Here is a 17,204-nt window from a genome sequence, read left to right as displayed (position 1 = left end):
GACCGGCCTACAGCTCGATCTCGGGACGTTCGTATTCCGGCCCCTGCGGTTCAAAACTGCGGGGGCTGTTTTCGTCTGCGTCCCCGTTTTCGTCACTGTCATCCCGCCGCCAGAAGGGCACGCGCGGCTTATCGGTTTCAGGGGCCTCGGTGTAAGGCTCGGGCAGGTCCGGCCCACCCTCGTCATCGCGGGCGACATCATCCCTGCGGCGCATGATGATGTCGCCGTTGGGCAGCATCTCGGGCGCCTCGTAGGCGGACCAGTCCTGCACCTCGCCCATCATGTCGCGCAGTGCAGGACCCATTTCCTCGCGGAAGGACCGCAGCGCCGGCTCCATGTCCTGCGCCAGATCCTCGAGTTCGCGCATGGCCGGGTCAAGCTCGTCCATGAGGCCGCGGAAGAACAGTTCGGCCCCGCGTTTCATGAGGCCACCGTCTACGTCCTCTTGGGCAGAGGCTGGTGCGGCGACCAGTGTCGCGGAAAGAAGGAGGGCTGCGATGCGTGTCATACCCCTTGATATAGGACGCCGCAGCCGCGCGTTAAGGGGCATCGCCCCCGGTCAGAGCAGATCGGTACGGTAAAGCCGGATCTTGAGCGAGCCATGCGACACCACCGGACCGGGCGGCTTGAACGTCAGCCCGGTGCTGCGTGCCAGCCCGGCGTCCGAGGTCACGAGGCCCACGCGCCAGCCACGGAACCGTTCTTTCAGCACGTCCCCCAGGGACTTGTGCAGCGCATGCAGCGGCCCCGGCTTGCCGATCCGCGCGCCCCAGGGCGGGTTCACCATGACAAGCCCGGGCGGGCCATCGGGCCGTTCCAACGCGCTGATCGGCTGGCAGGCGAAAGCAGAGATCGCCGCGACCCCCGCACGTTCCGCATTGGCGGCGGCATTGCGCGCAGCGCCCGCGTCGCGGTCGTAGCCAAGGAAGCGCGGCGGCCCCTCAGGCGGCTGCACCGGCTGCGCCTTGAGCGCCTGCCATGCTTCGGCGTCGAACGTCGCAAGCCGCTCGAGGTCGAAGCTGCGGGACCGGCCGGGCGCGAGGCCCATGGCGATCTCGGCCGCCTCGAGCACGAAGGTGCCCGACCCGCACATGGGGTCGATCACCGGCTCCGTGCCATCGAACCCGCAATCGCGCAGGAACAGCGCGGCAAGGGTTTCGCGCATGGGGGCCTTGCCCACCGCCGGCTTGTGGCCGCGCCGGTGCAGCGGCTCGCCGGAGGTGTCCACCGAGAAGGTGACGAGGTTGTCCTCGAGCCGGGCAAGGATGCGCACGCCGTCATCGGAAATGGGCGCGCCCAGTTCCTCGGTGATGGCGGTCTCGACCCGCTGCTTCGCGGCGCCTGCATGGTAGATGCGCGACCTCGCGGTGGTCGCCTCGACCTTCACGGGGACATCGGGGCGCAGAACCTCGGCCCAGGGGAACTTGCGGCTGCGCTTGTCGAGCTGGGCCAGATGCACCGCCGGGAAGCCGCCGATGCGCGCCAGCACCCGCGCGGCCCCTCGCAGCCTGAGGTTGGCGCACTGCACGTCGCCCCATGTGCCGTCAAAGGCAATGCCGCCCGCCGCCATGCGCAAAGGGCCGAAGCCCAGCGCCTTGGCCTCCTGTGCAAGGACGGCCTCGAGGCCCGGCGCGCAGGCGAGGAAGATTTCAAATGTGTCGCTCATGGCGCCCTGTTACAGCGCTTTGCGCGTCTCGGCGAGTCCCTCTGCCCAGGCGCGGATCGCGGCGGCGGCCGCTGCCAAGTGGTCCGCCTGCGAGAGCCCGGTAACGCGCTCGCGCGGCGCCAGATCGTGGTCGCCGTCCTCGAGCCACTCCAGCGCGACCTTCGGCGCAAGGCCATAGCCCGTCACCTCGTCCCGTGTGCCGAGAGGATCGCGGCTTCCCTGGCAGATCAGCAGCGGCGCGCTCAGGTCCTTCAGGTGATCCGTGCGCAGCTTGTCCGGCTCACCACTGGGATGGAACGGATAGCCAAGGCAGACCCCGCCCAGCACGGTGCCGTCCGCATACAGATCCTGCAGGATCATGCTTGCCACGCGCCCACCCATGGATTTGCCGCCGATCAGCAGTCCGCCTTGCGTAGGCAGCGCCCTGATGGCAGCACGGTATTCGTCCAGCAGCCCGTCGATCCTGGGCGGTGGCCGCTTCGGCCCACCACTGCGCCGCGCGGCCATGTAGGCAAATTCAAACCGCGCGACCGAGATCCCCTGCCCTGCGATGCAATTAGCCATGGCGTCCATGAAGCCCGAGTCCATCGCTGCCCCTGACCCGTGGCCCAGCAGCAGCGTGAGGCCCATGGCATTGCCCCGGGCCGGGGTCATGAGAAAATCGGGCGGTGTCGTGGGATCGGGCATCAGCGCGCTACCGTTTCGGGTTAAGATCACGGTCTCCATTGGCCGACCCGCCCAAGCGGGTCAAGAGGCGCAGCGCCAAGCGGGCCGGCACCGCTGACACACGCTGACACACAAGGCGCATCCTGCAGCGTGCAACACGAAACCCGCCCCAAGATCCGCGAGACAGGGGCACGGATGTCGATAATGCCGCTCCTTTCGTGATCCACCGCGCCGTGCGGACTGAGGACATCAGTGACGGCCATGAAATCCTCGGCGTTGGTGTCGGGCAAAGCGACCAAGCGCGCTGACAACCGCTTTCACCGGCATGGACGGATCGACGGCACGCGTGACCAAACCACGCTTTGCCATGATCTTGGCATAGAGACCGGCGGCCTGTTCCTTCACCGCGCCAAGGGGCCGGCAACGGCCAGCGCGGTCATCGTGCCTTCGGCACGATCAGCGGGCATGTAAAGGTCGCCCACCGGCGTGAGGGCCTATCGGATGGTGAATTCGACCTTGGGTTGGTCGGCCGCATCACTCTTGGGGAAGGTCTTGTCCCAGCCTGGACCTGTGTGCGCAGCAGACTGCAAAGGGAAGCGACGGCCGCAGTGCCGGTGCCGACCTTTTTGAGGAAGCTGAGCCGGTTTGTGTCGGTGCCGGAACTGTCCGTGTCCCTCAAAGGACTGTCTGTCATGGAAAGTGCTGTTGGGTGACTGTTCTGGCCAAGAGCATGGCCTTCGGGCACGGGGAATTTAGCCCCTTAAGCCGGGATGCGGTCATGAGCCTGCCTCATCAACCGCCACAGCGCGCCGATCCCAGTCTTTGCCCGCCCCCATCACAGCATCCACGAGCCGGGGATAGCTGTCAGCCAGACCAACGCGGATCCGAGGCTTATCGCAACGCAGCATCGGGCGATCTGTGCTGTTTCACTGCTTGGGGAACCCATGTGCTGCTGAAAGAGGATTATCGCCCGCAACGATCTCATCCGGCTAGGCCGGATCCAAAGCCCCGTCGCGCCCCCCTAAAGCGAAAGGACGTCTCCCGTCCGGATCGAGATGGCCTGAGCCCGCCTTTAGCATGTGCCCGGCCCGCGGTCAGCCAGTCACCCCGTCAACGCAAACTGGCAGGGCCGGCATCGCTTGCCTGCCGCACGGCACGGGCCATGGCAAGCGGCCCAAGGACGGGGCCATGTCTCTTGCCCGGGGGGGGGCATGACTGCGGAGGCTGCCCCCTCATGCAGGTCGATGAGTATCCGTCGCAAAAGCGCGTTGCGGCGTTGCGGCTTGGTCAGCGGTGAAAAGGCAAGCTTCAGTTGACCGACTGGCGATCCCAGAACGCCGTCTTTCCACCGTGGCGACGGCGCAAGCCTTCGGCATAATCTTCATGGGCCAGGTGCATACCGTAGTCGAGGATATCCGCATCCGCCGCAGCGCAGGCCTGTAGATGCCGGGCCGCATGCACGTAGCGACCCGCCCGGGCTCGGTTCAGGGCGAAATCAATCATGGCGCGCCAGAGCAGCACCGCGGCGAGCGGATGCGCGGCATAAAGGGCATCCGCAAGCGGCGTCTGGATTTCGTAGGCGTCACCGTCGATGTCTTCCCAGCGGGCATCGATCAGCTCGGCGGCAAGGCCAAGATCCGGCGCCTGCAGACAATAGGCCAGCGCCTTTTCCACCGGCCGGTAGTCGAGGACGATCCGTCGGGCCGCGTCCTCGGCCTCGATGTCCTCGAAATCGGGCAGCGTCTTCAGATGACCGCGCAGTGCATCCGGGCAGAGCCGACGTTCGAACCGCTGCCAGAGCGCATCGCGAAGCTCCTGCCGCCGACCAAGCGCCTCAAGGCAGGCAAAATGCACCGCATCCAACTCCGGCGTATCGTCCCAAGGATCAGCAGTTTCTCCGGGCAGCGCCGCCTCAACGAGGCGAAGCGCGTCCTCGGGGCGGCCCGCGGACAGCAGCCGCCGGGCTGCCAGCGGCGCGATTTCCGGGTTGGTCAGCTGGTCGGAGGTGTACTGCACCATCCAGCCATCGACGTCACCCTCGGCATCCGCGATGTCCTGCAGGATCATTTCAGACACACGGTTTCGCCCGGCAAGGGCACGCGACATGCGGGTATCGCGGTCAGTGATGAAATCGTACCGGCCAAGGTCCGCCTCCGTCAGTGGCGCTTCGCAGGCGGCTTCCGCAAGTTGTTTCAGATGCCCGAGGCCCTCAGGCCCAAGTGCCTCCGCAAGGGCCTGCACGGCACTGTCGAAGGTCCCGTAATCGTCGCCCAGAAGCGCCTCGAAGACCGTCTCGGCCAGTGCCTCGGGAGCGCTCTCCATCCGTGGAGCAAGACGTCGAATCGCGGCCATGACCTCGGCCATCACGTCACGGATCGTTCCCTGGCTGTCATCCGTGCGCTCGTGGATGCCCTCGCCAAGGTGCAGCAGGGCCCAGTACAGCTCAAAGGCGGCATCGGCATCCTCGGGGCGGATCCGCTGATCTATGATCTGCCCCAGGTCCGTGAGCTCCTTGGCCAACGTCCTTTGCGCCTTGCGGGATATATAGCTGCGTCCCCGTCGGATCGCCGCGAAGCGCTTGCGCACATCCGCCTTGAGCGCCTCGGGGCCAAGATCAGCGGACAGCGCCATACGGACGCGCCGCTGGCGTGCCGCGTCCCCCTTCACCGCCTCGAGCAGCAAATCCGCGAGCGTGTCGGCGCCAAGATCAAGAAGGTTCTTCTTATTCAGCGCCTTGCCTGCCATTCGCGATCCCCTTCTTCCGCGACCCGTCGCCCCCCGGATCCATCCTCCGGGGCGGGCACCTCTGCCGAACCTTGGTGATACCTACGCGGCAACAGCCCGTCGAGGCTTATGGTTTGGCAGGAACGGACATCAGGCCGGGATCGGTTAAAAGCAGCGGCCACACCCGAAAAGTTACATGCGGCAGGCCAGCAGCGTCTTCACTTTTGTGCACACCGCCCCGGCCATGAGACGCAGGCCCGGCTGCAATACCCGTTTCATTTTGCGTTGTTTGCCGCTGGACAGGATGAAGGGCATGCAGCTCTGCCCGCCGGAGCGGGCATTGCAGGGTGGCCTCAGTCGCCGCTTTCCGGGCTTGTCTCGTCGTCTTCGGCGCTGCTTTCCCCGGACGCTGCCGGCCTGTCCTGCTCTGTGATCGGGTCGAAGGCTCCGACGGAAATGTCGAACAGCAGCCAGCGGCGGGATTCGTTGACGAACACCATGTCGAAGCTGAAATGCTGCGGCTCGGTGGGGAAATAGCCCGTCAAACGGATCTGGTCCCCGCGTGCGGAGACCTCGGTTTGAAGAAGCGTCGGCTCGACAACGAGGATCGGCATCATGTCGAGACCGGCCTCCCGGAGGGCCGTGAACAGCCCCGCCAGCCGTGTCGGATCGTTGACCTCGGCGAAATCGCGCGAGGCGTAATCGCGTAGCACCGTGTAGTTGCCGGTCCAGTTGCCATGGTTGATGGCCGTGAGCACGTCACGCACGAGGGCAACGGCAAAGCTGCGCTCGACCTTTTCCTGCGCCGTCGCGGGGACGGCCAGTACCATAGAGAGAGCAATCGCCGCGCAGATCCTGCGCGGCGAAAGGAAGTTGTTCAGAAGTCTTCTGGTTACCATGCCCAGGTTACACCAATCCGTCCGCCAGTTTGGCCGCGATCAAACCCGTGCGTGACACCGGCGTCAAGCTGAACCATCTCGTTGACGCGGTAGCCCATGTTGAGCGCAAGGGCGCTGGTACCCTCGAAGGCGCCGACACTGGTGGACATGGCGAAGGTTTTGTCCGCAGGGACGTAAGGCGCTTCGAGCGCCATCGCCATGGCGATACCTTCCTTGTTGTCCATGATCGCGTCGCGGTTGCTTTCGATGGCGCGACGGTTGCTGGCGATGCCCGAGGCGTTGGCGTTCACCGCCGCCACCGACGGCATGATCACCCGATCCACAGCGAGGTTGCCGTTCTCGTCCGAGGTGACATAGCCCACGGGAGTGCCCTGCGCTTCAGAGCTTTGCTCCGATGCGACACCGGTCAGCGTGTAGGTGTTGTTGGAATTGCCCAAGGTGAACTGGTTGTCGTTGTTCGCCACGGCGCCGTTGCCGATGGCAGCCGAGTTGGTGCCGGTTGCCGAGGACAGGTTGCCGAAGGCCAGCGACCGGTCGCCGGACGCGGTCGCCGCTTCGCCCACGGCGGTCGAACGCACGCCGCTTGCGCTGGCAAGGTGGCCGAATGCCTGCGCACGTTCCGCGGTGGCCATTGCCTGCCAGCCAACGGCCGTCGCGCCGGGGCCGGTTGCAACACTTTCGCCGCCAAGTGCAGAGGTCGACGGGCCAGTGGCCGAGCTGGAGTCGCCGACCGCCAGTGCGTCGATCCCATTGGCAACGGATTCATTCCCGATAGCGGTGGAGAAGTCACTTTGCGCGTTGGCATTCTCGCCCACCGCGAGGCTACGGATACCTTCGGCGGTGGCAAGGTGGCCAAACGCCTGTGCCCGTTCGGCAGTGGCCGAGGATTGCCAGCCGATGGCCGTGGCACCGGGACCGGTTGCAACGCTCTCACCGCCGACGGCAGTGGTCGACGGGCCGGTCGCTGCGGAGGAATCCCCTACCGCCAGTGCATCGACGCCGTCGGCGGTAGATTCATTGCCGATGGCAGTGGAGAAGTCGGACTGCGCGTTGGCATTCTCGCCCACTGCGAGGCTGCGGACACCATCAGCGCTGGCAAGGTGGCCAAACGCCTGTGCCCGTTCAGCAGTGGCCGAGGATTGCCAGCCGATGGCCGTGGCACCGGGACCGGTTGCAACGCTCTCACCGCCGACGGCAGTGGTCGAAGGCCCGGTGGCTGCGGAAGAGTCGCCTACCGCCAGGGCATCGACGCCGTTGGCGGTAGATTCATTGCCGATGGCAGTGGAGAAGTCGGACTGCGCGTTGGCATTCTCGCCCACTGCGAGGCTGCGGACGCCATCGGCGCTGGCAAGGTGGCCAAACGCCTGTGCCCGTTCAGCCGTGGCCGAGGATTGCCAGCCGATGGCCGTGGCACCGGGACCGGTTGCAACGCTCTCACCACCGACGGCAGTGGTCGACGGGCCGGTGGCTGCGGAAGAGTCGCCTACCGCCAGTGCATCGACGCCGTTGGCGGTGGATTCATTGCCGATGGCAGTGGAGAAGGCACTTTGCGCGCCGGCGTTCTCGCCGATGGCCAGGCTGCGTTCACCTTCGGCAGTGGCCAAATGGCCGAATGCCTGAGCGCGCTCACCGTTCGCAGTGGCCTGCCAGCCAACTGCGCTTGCACCGGGACCGGTGGCTGTGGTTTCGCCACCGATAGCGGTGGTGGAGGGGCCGGAGGTCAACGCCTCGCTGCCGATCGCCACGCCGTCGGTCGAGGTCGCGTCCGTGGTGGCCCCGTCACCAACCGCGACCGAAAACTCTCCATCCGCGGTGCTGTTGACGCCGCACTCAGTGCTGTTGGTCCCGCTGCCGAGGTTGCAGTCAGGGCTTCCATCCGCGTAGGCGGCGCTGCCGGTCATCAGCAGGACTGCACTGGCGCTTGTCCGCAGGAGACGTCCCAGTTGGCCTTGCGCTACTTTACTGGTCAAATCCTTCACTCCCATCGAGAAATTCGTTTGTTAACCGCAACCGCCAGACGAAGCATGACGCGCGACAACGAAGAAACGTAAGGGGAGGTGAAGGAAGTTTCAGAAAATCGTGTTTTCTGGTGAGAAACTTTTGTGGCTGGCACGCCTGCCACGGTTTCAGAGGCTCAGCGCGAGTCACTGTGAAACGTCGAAACGCCAGCCATCTCACATTGTCTGATCACAGATGGGCGTTAAGGATATCTGCCCGGCGCGGTCCGCTTGCCTTGATCAGGATGCTATGCCTTTTTGGCCCTGACCCTTGCCCTTTTCAGTCGGCTCTGTTGCGACGAGCGCGTCAAAAGGCCATGAAGCTACGACACAAGCGCCTACGCCAGCACTAAAGGAATGAGTGGTACTTCGGGTGTTTGCGGTTTCAAACGTGAGCGAACGCCGAAACCAACATTTCGTAGAAGATGCCCCCTGGGCGCCCTGCATGCTGATCGAAGACTGCCTTCGCGGGATCCCTGCCCCGATTTCGAGACAAGTTTGCCCCGAGTTACTTGCTCAATGCGTCCAGACGCTGCGACGGTCTACCGCAAAGTTCTCTGCATAACCGCGGGGCCGCACATTGGCGCGGCGCTTGTTGGGGGAGGTCACTATGGCGTCGATGCCATGTTCCTTGGCATAATCCAGCGCGGCTTCCTTGCTGTCAAAGCGCAGGCGCACCTGGCTTTGCGTGTCGTCGGAAGACGTCCAGCCCATTAGCGGATCCACCTCTCGAGCCGTCTCGTGGACGAAGTCGAGCACCCAGTGCTTGGTCTTGCCCTGACCCGAGGACATCGCCGTCTTGGCCGGCTGGTAAATCCGTGCGCGCATGGAATCCCTCCAAAATACTTCTGCGGATTATCTAGGATTCCTCGCGCCGTAGCAAGTCCGCAGACGACATCATGCCTCCCGCGTTGCGAAGCATTCGGCCGGAACGGCTGCAAGCGGGGCCCGACGTTGCCGGGCGGGACAAGGGAGCGAGGGGTGGGTTTGTACCACCCGAGCCCGTCGGGCCAACCGCTTGCCCGTCAAAGGTATGTCCAGTTTACCACTTTCAGCAAACCAAAATTCCCCGCATGCAGCTTATTGCAGCGGCCCCACCAGCGGCGAGATCCGTTTCGCCTATCATAATCAGCTGGTTACTCGGGATATGCCCGTCTTTTCGGCGGCAGCGCCGGTTTGGCACACCGCCTGCGGCACAGCACACACTTGATTCCTTGCGCCGGGGGAACACATGCTTGAAACGCCTCCCCATGCCCGGCCCGCCCTCTGCCGCAGGAAATCTCATGCCCTACGCCCATTCCGACAAGTCCCCTGCCCTCCTGCACGCCCCTGCCCCGGACGTCGCCGTCCGTGAAAAGCTCGAGGGCGGCAAGCGCTTTGTCATGCACACCGAATTCAGCGCGGCGGGGGACCAGCCCACCGCCATTGAGGAGCTGTCGGGCGGCATCAAAACAGGCGAGCATGACCAGGTGCTTCTGGGCGCAACCGGGACTGGCAAGACCTTCACCATGGCCAAGGTAATCGAGGAAACCCAGCGCCCGGCGATCATCCTTGCCCCGAACAAGACGCTGGCGGCCCAGCTCTACGGCGAATTCAAGGGCTTCTTCCCTGACAACGCGGTGGAATACTTCGTCAGCTACTACGATTACTACCAGCCCGAGGCCTATGTCCCGCGCTCCGATACCTTCATCGAGAAGGAATCCCAGATCAACGAACAGATCGACCGCATGCGCCACTCGGCCACGCGGGCGCTGCTGGAACGGGACGACGTGATTATCGTGGCCTCGGTGTCGTGCATCTACGGCATCGGCTCGGTCGAGACCTACGGCGCCATGACGCAGGATCTGCACGCGGGCAGCGAATACGAAATGCGCAAGATCATCGCCGATCTGGTGGCGCAGCAATACCGCCGTAATGACGCGGGATTCCAGCGCGGCAGCTTCCGGGTGCGCGGCGACAGTCTCGAGATCTGGCCCGCCCACCTTGAGGACCGCGCGTGGAAGCTGTCCTTCTTTGGAGAAGAACTCGAGGCGATCACCGAATTCGACCCCCTCACCGGCGAGAAGACCGGCTCGTTCGAGCGCATCCGCGTCTACGCGAACTCGCACTACGTGACGCCCAAGCCGACAATGAACCAGGCGGTGATCGAGATAAAGAAAGAGCTGCGCCAGCGGCTTGACCAGCTTGTCAACGAAGGCAAGCTGCTCGAGGCCCAGCGCCTTGAGCAGCGCACCAACTTCGACATCGAGATGCTCGAGGCCACAGGCGTGTGTAACGGGATCGAAAACTACTCGCGCTATCTCACGGGCCGCGCCCCGGGCGAGCCGCCCCCCACCCTGTTCGAATTCATCCCCGACACCGCCATCGTGTTCGCGGATGAAAGCCACGTCTCGGTCCCGCAAATCGGCGCCATGTACAAGGGCGACTACCGGCGCAAGTTCACGCTGGCGGAACACGGCTTCCGCCTGCCGTCCTGCATGGACAACCGTCCCCTCAAGTTCGAGGAATGGGACGCCATGCGCCCGCAGTCGATCTTCGTCTCGGCAACCCCCGCCAACTGGGAGCTGGAGCAGGCGGGCGGCGTCTTTACCGAACAGGTCATCCGCCCGACCGGCCTGCTGGATCCGCAGGTGGAGATCCGCCCCGTGGAGATGCAGGTGGACGACCTGCTCGACGAGATCCGCAAGGTCACCAAGGACGGCTACCGCACGCTTTGCACCGTGCTGACCAAACGCATGGCCGAGGATCTGACTGAATACCTGCACGAGCAGGGCATCAAGGTGCGCTACATGCACAGCGACATCGACACAATCGAGCGGATCGAGATCCTGCGCGACCTGCGCCTCGGGGCGTTCGACGTGCTGATCGGCATCAACCTTCTGCGCGAAGGGCTCGACATTCCCGAATGCGGGCTGGTGGCCATTCTCGATGCTGACAAGGAAGGCTTCCTGCGTTCGGAAACCTCGCTGATCCAGACCATCGGCCGCGCCGCACGAAACGCCGAAGGCCGGGTGATCATGTATGCCGACCGCGTCACCGGCTCCATGGAGCGGGCTCTGGCGGAAACTGATCGTCGCCGCGAAAAGCAGATCGCATACAACGAGGAACACGGCATCACGCCGGCCACTGTCAAGAAGAACGTCGATGACATCCTCGCCGGCCTCTACCAGGGCGACGTGGACATGAACCGCGTGACCGCAACGGTCGAGAGCCGTCCAGGCGCCAATCTCGAGGCGGTACTGGATGGCTTGCGCGCGGACATGCGCAAGGCAGCCGAGAACCTCGAGTTCGAGGAAGCCGCCCGCCTGCGCGACGAGGTCAAGCGCCTCGAGGCGGTGGACCTTGCCGTGTCGGACGACCCGCTGGCGCGGCAATCGGCGGTGGAGGCAGCATCCGAGGCCGCCACCAAGTCCCGCGGCCGCTCCACGGCGGGCCGCCCGGGGCAGCGTGGAGGGAATGTAAAGCGGCGCGGGAAATAGAGGCTATCAGCGCGAGATAACCTCGAAGCCTTCCTCCTCGCCAGCCGTTCGCCTCGCTATGAACGCATGGGCGCTCCGAGTGCGATCGCTGCGGTTAGCGGGTCGGGCAATACGGACGCAACCAGACTGCTTTTCGGTCCAGAACCGCGGATTGGTCAGGAGGTTGGCGGAAAGCTGGTCTTAAATCTAACCTCCTGCGGGTTTGTCGACAGTCCTTCACCCCGTATCCGATGCTCCGCATCGAAGCCTTACCGGAGAGGAGAAGTTCTCACAGCTCTTCTGAACGCTGCTGCAGTGGCGCGATCTCGGCGCGAAGCCGCTGACACGCGTCGACAGGAGGCATGGCGATCCTTCCTGCACAGCAGGCTCGTCAGACATTGCTTAAGGAACTCTTAACAAAAAACCCCCTCCGCGTCCGCGAAGGGGGCTTCGTGCCAAACTCTCATGAGGGTGAGAGCGATCAGTCGTCTTTGGGCGGGTTGACGTCCACCGTGGGGACCTCGATTTCGGCTTCCTCGGTGCTCACGTCCACATCGACGTCGGGCACTTCCACGGTTTCGGTTTCGGTGCCGGTAGTGATCGAGCCCACGTCTGCATCGACTTCGGGCATTTCACCACCCTCGACGGAGACCTCAGGCAGTGCGCCTTCGTCGGTCACATCAAAGTCGATCATGTATGCACCAAACGCAATTACTGCGACGGCCACAACTGCAAGCCCAATGGTTGCTCCGGTCTTCATCCTAGGTATCCTTCGTATCCGCTATTCTGCAGGCCGTCGTTCGACCTTGCGATTGACATAACAACTCCATGGCTCGCGAAATTGTTCCCAAAAATCATGAAAATGCCGCGCTGCAGCACGGAACCGACCGCGCGGCGGGCTGTTGCAACCGCCGGGCGTGTCACCAGTGGTCAAGCCCTGCTGGATCGAACGCCTTGTCGACCCATGGATTGCCGCTGCGATCATGACCCCGGGATCCTTGCCAGCGCCGATCCTGGCACCGCGCTGATCGCTGAACAGCTGCGCAGCCCTATGCCGTCAGAGGAGGCGCTTCTCAACGACCGGAAGCACTACGCCGGGGTGAGCCGGACCACGCTGACCTTCCGCCACACGCCCGAACCGATCCTCGCGCTGCTCACGCCCTGGACCCGACGAAGGAGTCCTGAAGCGGCCTAGCCGCAGGTGACGCGCTGCACCACGCCGTCCTCGTCGACCTCAAGATTGGCACGGGTGACGCGGTAATCCATCGTCGCCATGTAGCCCGGCCCGGTAATGCGCACGTCCGCATCGGCGGGCATGGTGATCGCTGCCACGTTGGCACCGACGAAGCCCTCCCACTGCTCGGGATTACAGGCTGTCTCTGGCTCTTCCTGCCGGGCCGAGAGGCCAAGCATCTCTTGCAGACCAACCCGGTGGACCGACGGCTGGGTAGCAAGCTGTCCGGGGGACATCGCCTGCGGTGTCGCGTGGCCGGCGGTGGCACAGAGGCCAACCAGGGGTAGCAGGAGGTGGATAGGACGCATGGGTCAGGCCTTTCGGGATCGTTCCAGAATGGATAGAGCGTAGCGACCGATCACGTTATGGTCGAGCCACCACGTGGGGGCTCGACTCCGGCCCTCGGCGGGCTATCGTAGAATCATGAGCCGGATGTTGCTGATCCCCCTTGCGGGCCTTCTTGCCCTTGCTGCCTGCGCCACCCCGCGCGAGGCCTGTCTCAGCGACGCGGCCGGGCCATGGCGGTCCGCCCTCAAGGAGCGTGAACGCATCGCCGCCGATCTTGCCCGAGGCTACACCTTCGAGACCGAGTTCGAGCGCACGACCCGCATGCGCATGTGCGGCACCAGCGCCGGGGGGCTCATCCCCTGCTGGGAAACCGACACCCAGCCGCGCACCCGCAAGGTCCCTGTCGACACCGCCGCCCTGCGCGCCCGTGACGCGCAACTCGCCCTTTCCCTGCCCGGCCTGCGCCGCACCGCCGAGGCGGACGTTGCCCAGTGCCACGCAACCTACCCAAAAGAGCCCGCCGAGGGCTGAAACCGGATGGCCGCGCCAGACTGCCATGTCGCGTGGATCGACGAGACCCACAGGCAGGATGGCCCGCCTCACGTCTTTCCGTGGTGGAGCTTTACCAAGACGGTGATCGCCGCGCTTGCCCTGAGCCTCGCCGGTCACGGCAAGCTGGCGCTCGATGCCCGGGGAGACGGGATGACCCTGCGCCAGCTACTGACCCACACTGCTGGCCTTCCCGATTACGGGCCCCTGCCCAGCTATGCGGCCGCGGTCCGCGCAGACGAGGAGCCTTGGAAAAGGGGCCGCCTGACAAAGGCCGCCATGGCGCAGGGCTGCGACACACCAGGCACCGGCTTTCGCTATTCCAATCTTGGCTACATGTTGGCGCGAGAGCGGATCGAGGCGGCCTCGGGTCTGCCCCTCGGAGAAGCCATTGCCAGCTATATCACCGACCCGCTTGGTCTGACCCGCGTGAGACTGGCGCGAAGCCGCGAGGATTTCGCCATGGTCCACTGGCCGGAGGCACGGCGCTACCACCCCGGCTGGGTCTACCACGGCTGCCTCATCGGCACGGCGGGCGACGCCGCGCGCCTGCTGCATGCGCTGCTTGGCGGGGCAGTGTTGCCACCGCTCCTTCTGGAGGAGATGCTGACCACCCGTCCCGTGGGCGGCGCGCTGCCGGATCGGCCATGGACGCGCTGCGGCTACGGGCTCGGGCTGATGATCGGCGACATGCACGGCCAGCCTGCGATCGGCCATTCCGGCGCCGGGCCGTTCAGCGCGGGCGCGGTGTACCATTTCCCCAGTGCCACGCCGCCGCGCACAGTGGCCGCATTCTGCCACGGTCCCTCCGAAGCCCCGGCCGAAGCTGCGGCCTTCGCCCTGTCGGGCCATTCCTGAGGCCGGAAGCCACCGCGAACGCCTGTCATCTGGGCTTTACGTAACCGCGATAGCCTCGGAAGCACCACAGCATCTTGCGAGGCTTGTCAGAAAGTGAACGCGAGATATAGTGGTTTCAGCTGGGGCGGGCTCCCCGCTCTGGTGCTTTCGAAGAAGCAGACAGAGCAGGGAACGATTCATTCCATGGACGGCGACTTCAGAACTCATTTCGTACGAGAGCCCTCGGCGCTCAAACACCACCCGGCGCTGGTGCTGAACGCGGACTACCGACCGCTTTCCTACTACCCGCTGTCGCTCTGGCCCTGGCAGGAGGCGATCAAGGCGGCCTTCCTCGACCGGGTCGACATCATCGCCGAGTACGACGAGGAGGTGCGAAGCCCCTCGATGACGCTCAAGATCCCCAGCGTGGTGGTCCTGAAAGATTACGTAAAACCAAGGAAGCGCGTGGCATTCACGCGCTTCAATCTTTTTCTGAGGGATGAATTCCGCTGCCAGTATTGCGGATCGAAGGGGGATCTGACCTTCGATCACGTGGTGCCGCGCGCCTCGGGGGGGATCACAAGCTGGGAAAACGTGGTGGCGGCCTGTTCGCCGTGCAACCTGCGCAAAGGGTCGAAATCCCTGCGGCAGGCTCACATGTGCCTGCGCAAGCCGCCGCGCCAGCCCGGCGCGTCCGAACTGATGGACACCGGGCGCAAGTTCCCTCCCAACCACCTGCACGAAAGCTGGGTGGATTTCCTCTACTGGGATGCCGAACTCCAGGCCTGATCCGGCACTGCGGCGGACGGGGCCGCCGGGCACAAACGCTTCACGCAGTGGCGCCTTCCCCTGGCCGTCGCCGCGGGCTCACGACGGCCAAGGCTCCTTGCGGGATCGGGGCTCGTGGCTCCCTGACCTGCGTCAAGGGCTGACTCCAAGCCGCCCCTTGGAGCTGCGAGATCGGCATCAAAAGCAGCACGTTCACGGACTGGCAGCCCGCTGTCACGCGGCCTCTCTCCCTGCACCGGGATCGGCGCACGCTTAGGCGCCCTTGCGAGCGTTGTTGCCCGCGTCGGCGTGCCGGAGCAACGGCCTGCCCCTTGCCAGACGCATCACCACGGCCTAATCCCCCCGGCAGCGCCGCCGCGCCCCGGGAAAGGATCCATGCCGCTCTACCGCCTGCTCGTCTCGCTCTTTGCCCTCTGGGTCGTCGTCCGGCTGGTGATCGCGCGCGACTGGACGGCGCTGTCACAGCGGCTTGCCCGTAGCCCGGCGGACCCCGCCCCGCACATCTGGCTACACGCCGCTTCGAACGGAGAACTGGCCTCAGCCCGCCCTCTCGTCGACGCCCTGCGCGCAGCCCGTCCCGACCTGCCTCTTCTAGTGACCTGCAACTCCGCGACCGGCGTGGCGTTGGCGCAGCGCTGGGGCATGGCCGCTCGGCTCGCCCCACTGGACCTGTCCTGGGTCGTGCGCCGCATGCACCGGGACTGGAACGTGCGCGCCCATATTGCCATGGAATCCGAACTCTGGCCCAACCGCGTGCTGTCATGCCCCGGCCCGGTGATGGTGATGGGCGGACGGCTCAGCGCCCCGACCGCGCGCACATGGGGGCTGTTCGGCGGGCTGCTGAAGCGGGTTCTGGGCCGCCTCGCACTGGTTTCACCGCAGGACGAAGGCTCGGCCACCCGCTATGCGGCCGCCGGCCTGCCGAAAGCGGCGCAGGGTCCGCTGGTGGACCTCAAGGCGCTTTACACCGCAACGCCCCGCCACGACCCGGAGCTGTCGGCAGGCTTCGACCGAATGGCCACCTGGCTCGCCGCTTCCACACATGACGGCGAAGAGGAAACGGTGCTCGATGCCCACCGCATGGCCCTGATGCACGAGCCGGACCTGAAGCTCATCCTCGCACCACGCCATCCCCGGCGGGGCGACGAGATTGAGGCGCTCATCACCGCCCGCGGCCTTGGCTGCGCTCGCCGCAGCCGCTCCGAACCGCCCGGTGACGCGCCGGTCTACCTTGTCGACACATTGGGCGACATGGACCTGATCTACCCTCTGGCGGGCCGCGTGTTTATCGGGGGGACCCTCACAGATCGCGGTGGCCACACCCCCTACGAGCCCGCCGCCCACGGCGCCGCCTTGATCCACGGGCCTGACGTGGCCAATTTCCGCGCGCCCTTTGCCCGACTTGACGCCGCTGGCGCCGCCAGTGCCATCACGGATTCCCACGAGCTTGCCGCTGCCCTGGTCCGCCTGAAATCCCCCGAAGCGCAGCGCAGCCAGGCCGATGCCGCCCGCGCCGCACTGAAACCGGAGGCGGATGCCAAGGCCCTTGTCGCCGCCATCGCGCGGCACCTGCCCCACGCGCCCCCATCTTGAAACGCGGCAGGAAACGGTTACATGAATCAACATTCCCCGAGCCTGATGACATGATCCAGTATTCCATCAGATGCGACGACGGACACCGCTTCGAAAGCTGGTTCCAGTCCGCAACCGCCTTCGACAAGCTGCACGCCGCCGGCATGGTCACATGCGCCGTCTGCGGCTCGTCAGACGTGCAAAAGGACCTTATGGCCCCCCGCGTCAACGCCCGCTCAAAGGACGATACCGCGCCGCAGCCGAAGGCCGACCTCTCGGCCCCCGCCTCTCCCGCCGAACAGGCCCTGCGCGAGCTGCGCCGCAAGGTGGAAGCAAGCTCGGAATACGTCGGGCGCGATTTCGCCCGCGAAGCCCGCGCCATGCACGAGGGCGAACAGGACCACCGTCCGATCTGGGGCGAGGCCCGCGGCGATGAAGCAAAGAAGCTGATCAATGACGGCGTGCCAGTCGTCCCGCTTCCCTTCCGCCCCACGCGCAAGACCAACTGACAACCGTGATCGGCAG

At 65.2% G+C, this 17,204-nt stretch carries 17 protein-coding genes; 7 read left to right on the top strand and 10 right to left on the bottom strand.

Translation table 11 applies throughout. The annotated features are described in order from the left end of the window. Positions 1-7: 7 nt before the first annotated feature. The 8 genes from IEX41_RS21510 to IEX41_RS10705 form a co-directional block, all read right to left on the bottom strand. A complete protein-coding gene (locus IEX41_RS21510) occupies positions 8-424 on the bottom strand; it encodes a hypothetical protein (protein WP_229673155.1) in 417 nt (138 codons plus the stop codon). Between the two features lie 135 nt (positions 425-559). Further along, positions 560-1,666, bottom strand: coding sequence for a THUMP domain-containing class I SAM-dependent RNA methyltransferase (locus IEX41_RS10730; RefSeq protein WP_188790251.1), 1,107 nt, complete (start codon positions 1,664-1,666; stop codon positions 560-562). A gap of 9 nt (positions 1,667-1,675) precedes the next feature. Beyond that, complete coding sequence (locus tag IEX41_RS10725) at positions 1,676-2,353, bottom strand: alpha/beta family hydrolase (RefSeq protein WP_229673153.1); 678 nt, start codon at positions 2,351-2,353, stop codon at positions 1,676-1,678. A 1,287-nt stretch (positions 2,354-3,640) separates the two neighbouring features. After that, positions 3,641-5,077, bottom strand: coding sequence for a DUF6880 family protein (locus IEX41_RS10720; protein ID WP_188790250.1), 1,437 nt, complete (start codon positions 5,075-5,077; stop codon positions 3,641-3,643). A gap of 171 nt (positions 5,078-5,248) precedes the next feature. Continuing rightward, the gene (locus IEX41_RS21705) at positions 5,249-5,371 is read right to left on the bottom strand and encodes a hypothetical protein (protein WP_277874173.1); all 123 of its coding nucleotides are present in this window, start codon (positions 5,369-5,371) and stop codon (positions 5,249-5,251) included. 38 nt (positions 5,372-5,409) lie between these two features. Then, the gene (locus IEX41_RS10715; RefSeq protein WP_188790249.1) at positions 5,410-5,955 is read right to left on the bottom strand and encodes a hypothetical protein; all 546 of its coding nucleotides are present in this window, start codon (positions 5,953-5,955) and stop codon (positions 5,410-5,412) included. Then, entirely contained in the window at positions 5,949-7,856 is a 1,908-nt protein-coding gene (locus IEX41_RS10710) for a YadA C-terminal domain-containing protein (protein WP_188790248.1), read from the bottom strand. Before IEX41_RS10710 ends, IEX41_RS10715 begins: the two co-directional genes overlap by 7 nt. A gap of 612 nt (positions 7,857-8,468) precedes the next feature. Continuing rightward, the gene (locus IEX41_RS10705) at positions 8,469-8,780 is read right to left on the bottom strand and encodes an ETC complex I subunit (RefSeq protein ID WP_188790247.1); all 312 of its coding nucleotides are present in this window, start codon (positions 8,778-8,780) and stop codon (positions 8,469-8,471) included. A 455-nt stretch (positions 8,781-9,235) separates the two neighbouring features. Between IEX41_RS10705 and uvrB the strand changes: the two genes are divergently transcribed. After that, on the top strand, positions 9,236-11,431 hold the full coding sequence (uvrB, locus tag IEX41_RS10700; RefSeq protein ID WP_188790246.1) for an excinuclease ABC subunit UvrB: 2,196 nt from the start codon (positions 9,236-9,238) through the stop codon (positions 11,429-11,431). A 460-nt stretch (positions 11,432-11,891) separates the two neighbouring features. Here the strand turns inward: uvrB and IEX41_RS10695 are convergent, their stop codons facing one another. Further along, positions 11,892-12,104 (bottom strand): hypothetical protein, encoded by a 213-nt coding sequence (locus tag IEX41_RS10695; RefSeq protein ID WP_308421502.1) that lies wholly within the window; start codon positions 12,102-12,104, stop codon positions 11,892-11,894. A gap of 270 nt (positions 12,105-12,374) precedes the next feature. On the opposite strand from IEX41_RS10695, the gene IEX41_RS10690 reads away from it, so the two are divergent. After that, positions 12,375-12,605, top strand: coding sequence for a hypothetical protein (locus IEX41_RS10690; RefSeq protein WP_188790244.1), 231 nt, complete (start codon positions 12,375-12,377; stop codon positions 12,603-12,605). Here the strand turns inward: IEX41_RS10690 and IEX41_RS10685 are convergent. Continuing rightward, positions 12,602-12,952 carry an I78 family peptidase inhibitor gene (locus tag IEX41_RS10685; protein WP_188790243.1) on the bottom strand — a complete coding sequence of 117 codons (351 nt, stop codon included), beginning with the start codon at positions 12,950-12,952 and terminating at the stop codon, positions 12,602-12,604. The genes IEX41_RS10690 and IEX41_RS10685 overlap by 4 nt on opposite strands. A gap of 124 nt (positions 12,953-13,076) precedes the next feature. On the opposite strand from IEX41_RS10685, the gene IEX41_RS10680 reads away from it, so the two are divergent. From IEX41_RS10680 to IEX41_RS10660, 5 genes are all read left to right on the top strand, one after another. Continuing rightward, positions 13,077-13,463: an excinuclease ABC subunit B gene (locus tag IEX41_RS10680; RefSeq protein ID WP_229673151.1), complete on the top strand. Its 387-nt coding sequence runs from the start codon at positions 13,077-13,079 to the stop codon at positions 13,461-13,463. 6 nt (positions 13,464-13,469) lie between these two features. After that, on the top strand, positions 13,470-14,339 hold the full coding sequence (locus IEX41_RS10675) for a serine hydrolase domain-containing protein (protein WP_188790241.1): 870 nt from the start codon (positions 13,470-13,472) through the stop codon (positions 14,337-14,339). A 183-nt stretch (positions 14,340-14,522) separates the two neighbouring features. After that, positions 14,523-15,107 (top strand): HNH endonuclease, encoded by a 585-nt coding sequence (locus IEX41_RS10670; protein ID WP_188790240.1) that lies wholly within the window; start codon positions 14,523-14,525, stop codon positions 15,105-15,107. 375 nt (positions 15,108-15,482) lie between these two features. After that, positions 15,483-16,700 carry a 3-deoxy-D-manno-octulosonic acid transferase gene (locus IEX41_RS10665; protein WP_188790239.1) on the top strand — a complete coding sequence of 406 codons (1,218 nt, stop codon included), beginning with the start codon at positions 15,483-15,485 and terminating at the stop codon, positions 16,698-16,700. Between the two features lie 50 nt (positions 16,701-16,750). After that, positions 16,751-17,188, top strand: coding sequence for a DUF1178 family protein (locus IEX41_RS10660; protein WP_188790238.1), 438 nt, complete (start codon positions 16,751-16,753; stop codon positions 17,186-17,188). Positions 17,189-17,204 lie beyond the last annotated feature (16 nt).

The organism is Salipiger pallidus (assembly GCF_014643635.1).
GTDB classification, from domain to species: Bacteria; Pseudomonadota; Alphaproteobacteria; order Rhodobacterales; family Rhodobacteraceae; genus Salipiger; species Salipiger pallidus.
This window is presented reverse-complemented; position numbering and strand designations above follow the sequence as displayed.

What these genes read in the sequence shown, in the direction of transcription:
- IEX41_RS21510 (WP_229673155.1), bottom strand. Translation starts at nt 424, where the DNA reads ATGAAACGCGGGGCCGAACTGTTCTTCCGCGGCCTCATGGACGAGCTT.
- IEX41_RS10730 (WP_188790251.1), bottom strand. Translation starts at nt 1,666, where the DNA reads ATGAGCGACACATTTGAAATCTTCCTCGCCTGCGCGCCGGGCCTCGAG.
- IEX41_RS10725 (WP_229673153.1), bottom strand. Translation starts at nt 2,353, where the DNA reads ATGCCCGATCCCACGACACCGCCCGATTTTCTCATGACCCCGGCCCGG.
- IEX41_RS10720 (WP_188790250.1), bottom strand. Translation starts at nt 5,077, where the DNA reads ATGGCAGGCAAGGCGCTGAATAAGAAGAACCTTCTTGATCTTGGCGCC.
- IEX41_RS21705 (WP_277874173.1), bottom strand. Translation starts at nt 5,371, where the DNA reads ATGCCCTTCATCCTGTCCAGCGGCAAACAACGCAAAATGAAACGGGTA.
- IEX41_RS10715 (WP_188790249.1), bottom strand. Translation starts at nt 5,955, where the DNA reads ATGGTAACCAGAAGACTTCTGAACAACTTCCTTTCGCCGCGCAGGATC.
- IEX41_RS10710 (WP_188790248.1), bottom strand. Translation starts at nt 7,856, where the DNA reads ATGACCGGCAGCGCCGCCTACGCGGATGGAAGCCCTGACTGCAACCTC.
- IEX41_RS10705 (WP_188790247.1), bottom strand. Translation starts at nt 8,780, where the DNA reads ATGCGCGCACGGATTTACCAGCCGGCCAAGACGGCGATGTCCTCGGGT.
- uvrB (WP_188790246.1), top strand. Translation starts at nt 9,236, where the DNA reads ATGCCCTACGCCCATTCCGACAAGTCCCCTGCCCTCCTGCACGCCCCT.
- IEX41_RS10695 (WP_308421502.1), bottom strand. Translation starts at nt 12,104, where the DNA reads ATGATCGACTTTGATGTGACCGACGAAGGCGCACTGCCTGAGGTCTCC.
- IEX41_RS10690 (WP_188790244.1), top strand. Translation starts at nt 12,375, where the DNA reads ATGGATTGCCGCTGCGATCATGACCCCGGGATCCTTGCCAGCGCCGAT.
- IEX41_RS10685 (WP_188790243.1), bottom strand. Translation starts at nt 12,952, where the DNA reads ATGCGTCCTATCCACCTCCTGCTACCCCTGGTTGGCCTCTGTGCCACC.
- IEX41_RS10680 (WP_229673151.1), top strand. Translation starts at nt 13,077, where the DNA reads ATGTTGCTGATCCCCCTTGCGGGCCTTCTTGCCCTTGCTGCCTGCGCC.
- IEX41_RS10675 (WP_188790241.1), top strand. Translation starts at nt 13,470, where the DNA reads ATGGCCGCGCCAGACTGCCATGTCGCGTGGATCGACGAGACCCACAGG.
- IEX41_RS10670 (WP_188790240.1), top strand. Translation starts at nt 14,523, where the DNA reads ATGGACGGCGACTTCAGAACTCATTTCGTACGAGAGCCCTCGGCGCTC.
- IEX41_RS10665 (WP_188790239.1), top strand. Translation starts at nt 15,483, where the DNA reads ATGCCGCTCTACCGCCTGCTCGTCTCGCTCTTTGCCCTCTGGGTCGTC.
- IEX41_RS10660 (WP_188790238.1), top strand. Translation starts at nt 16,751, where the DNA reads ATGATCCAGTATTCCATCAGATGCGACGACGGACACCGCTTCGAAAGC.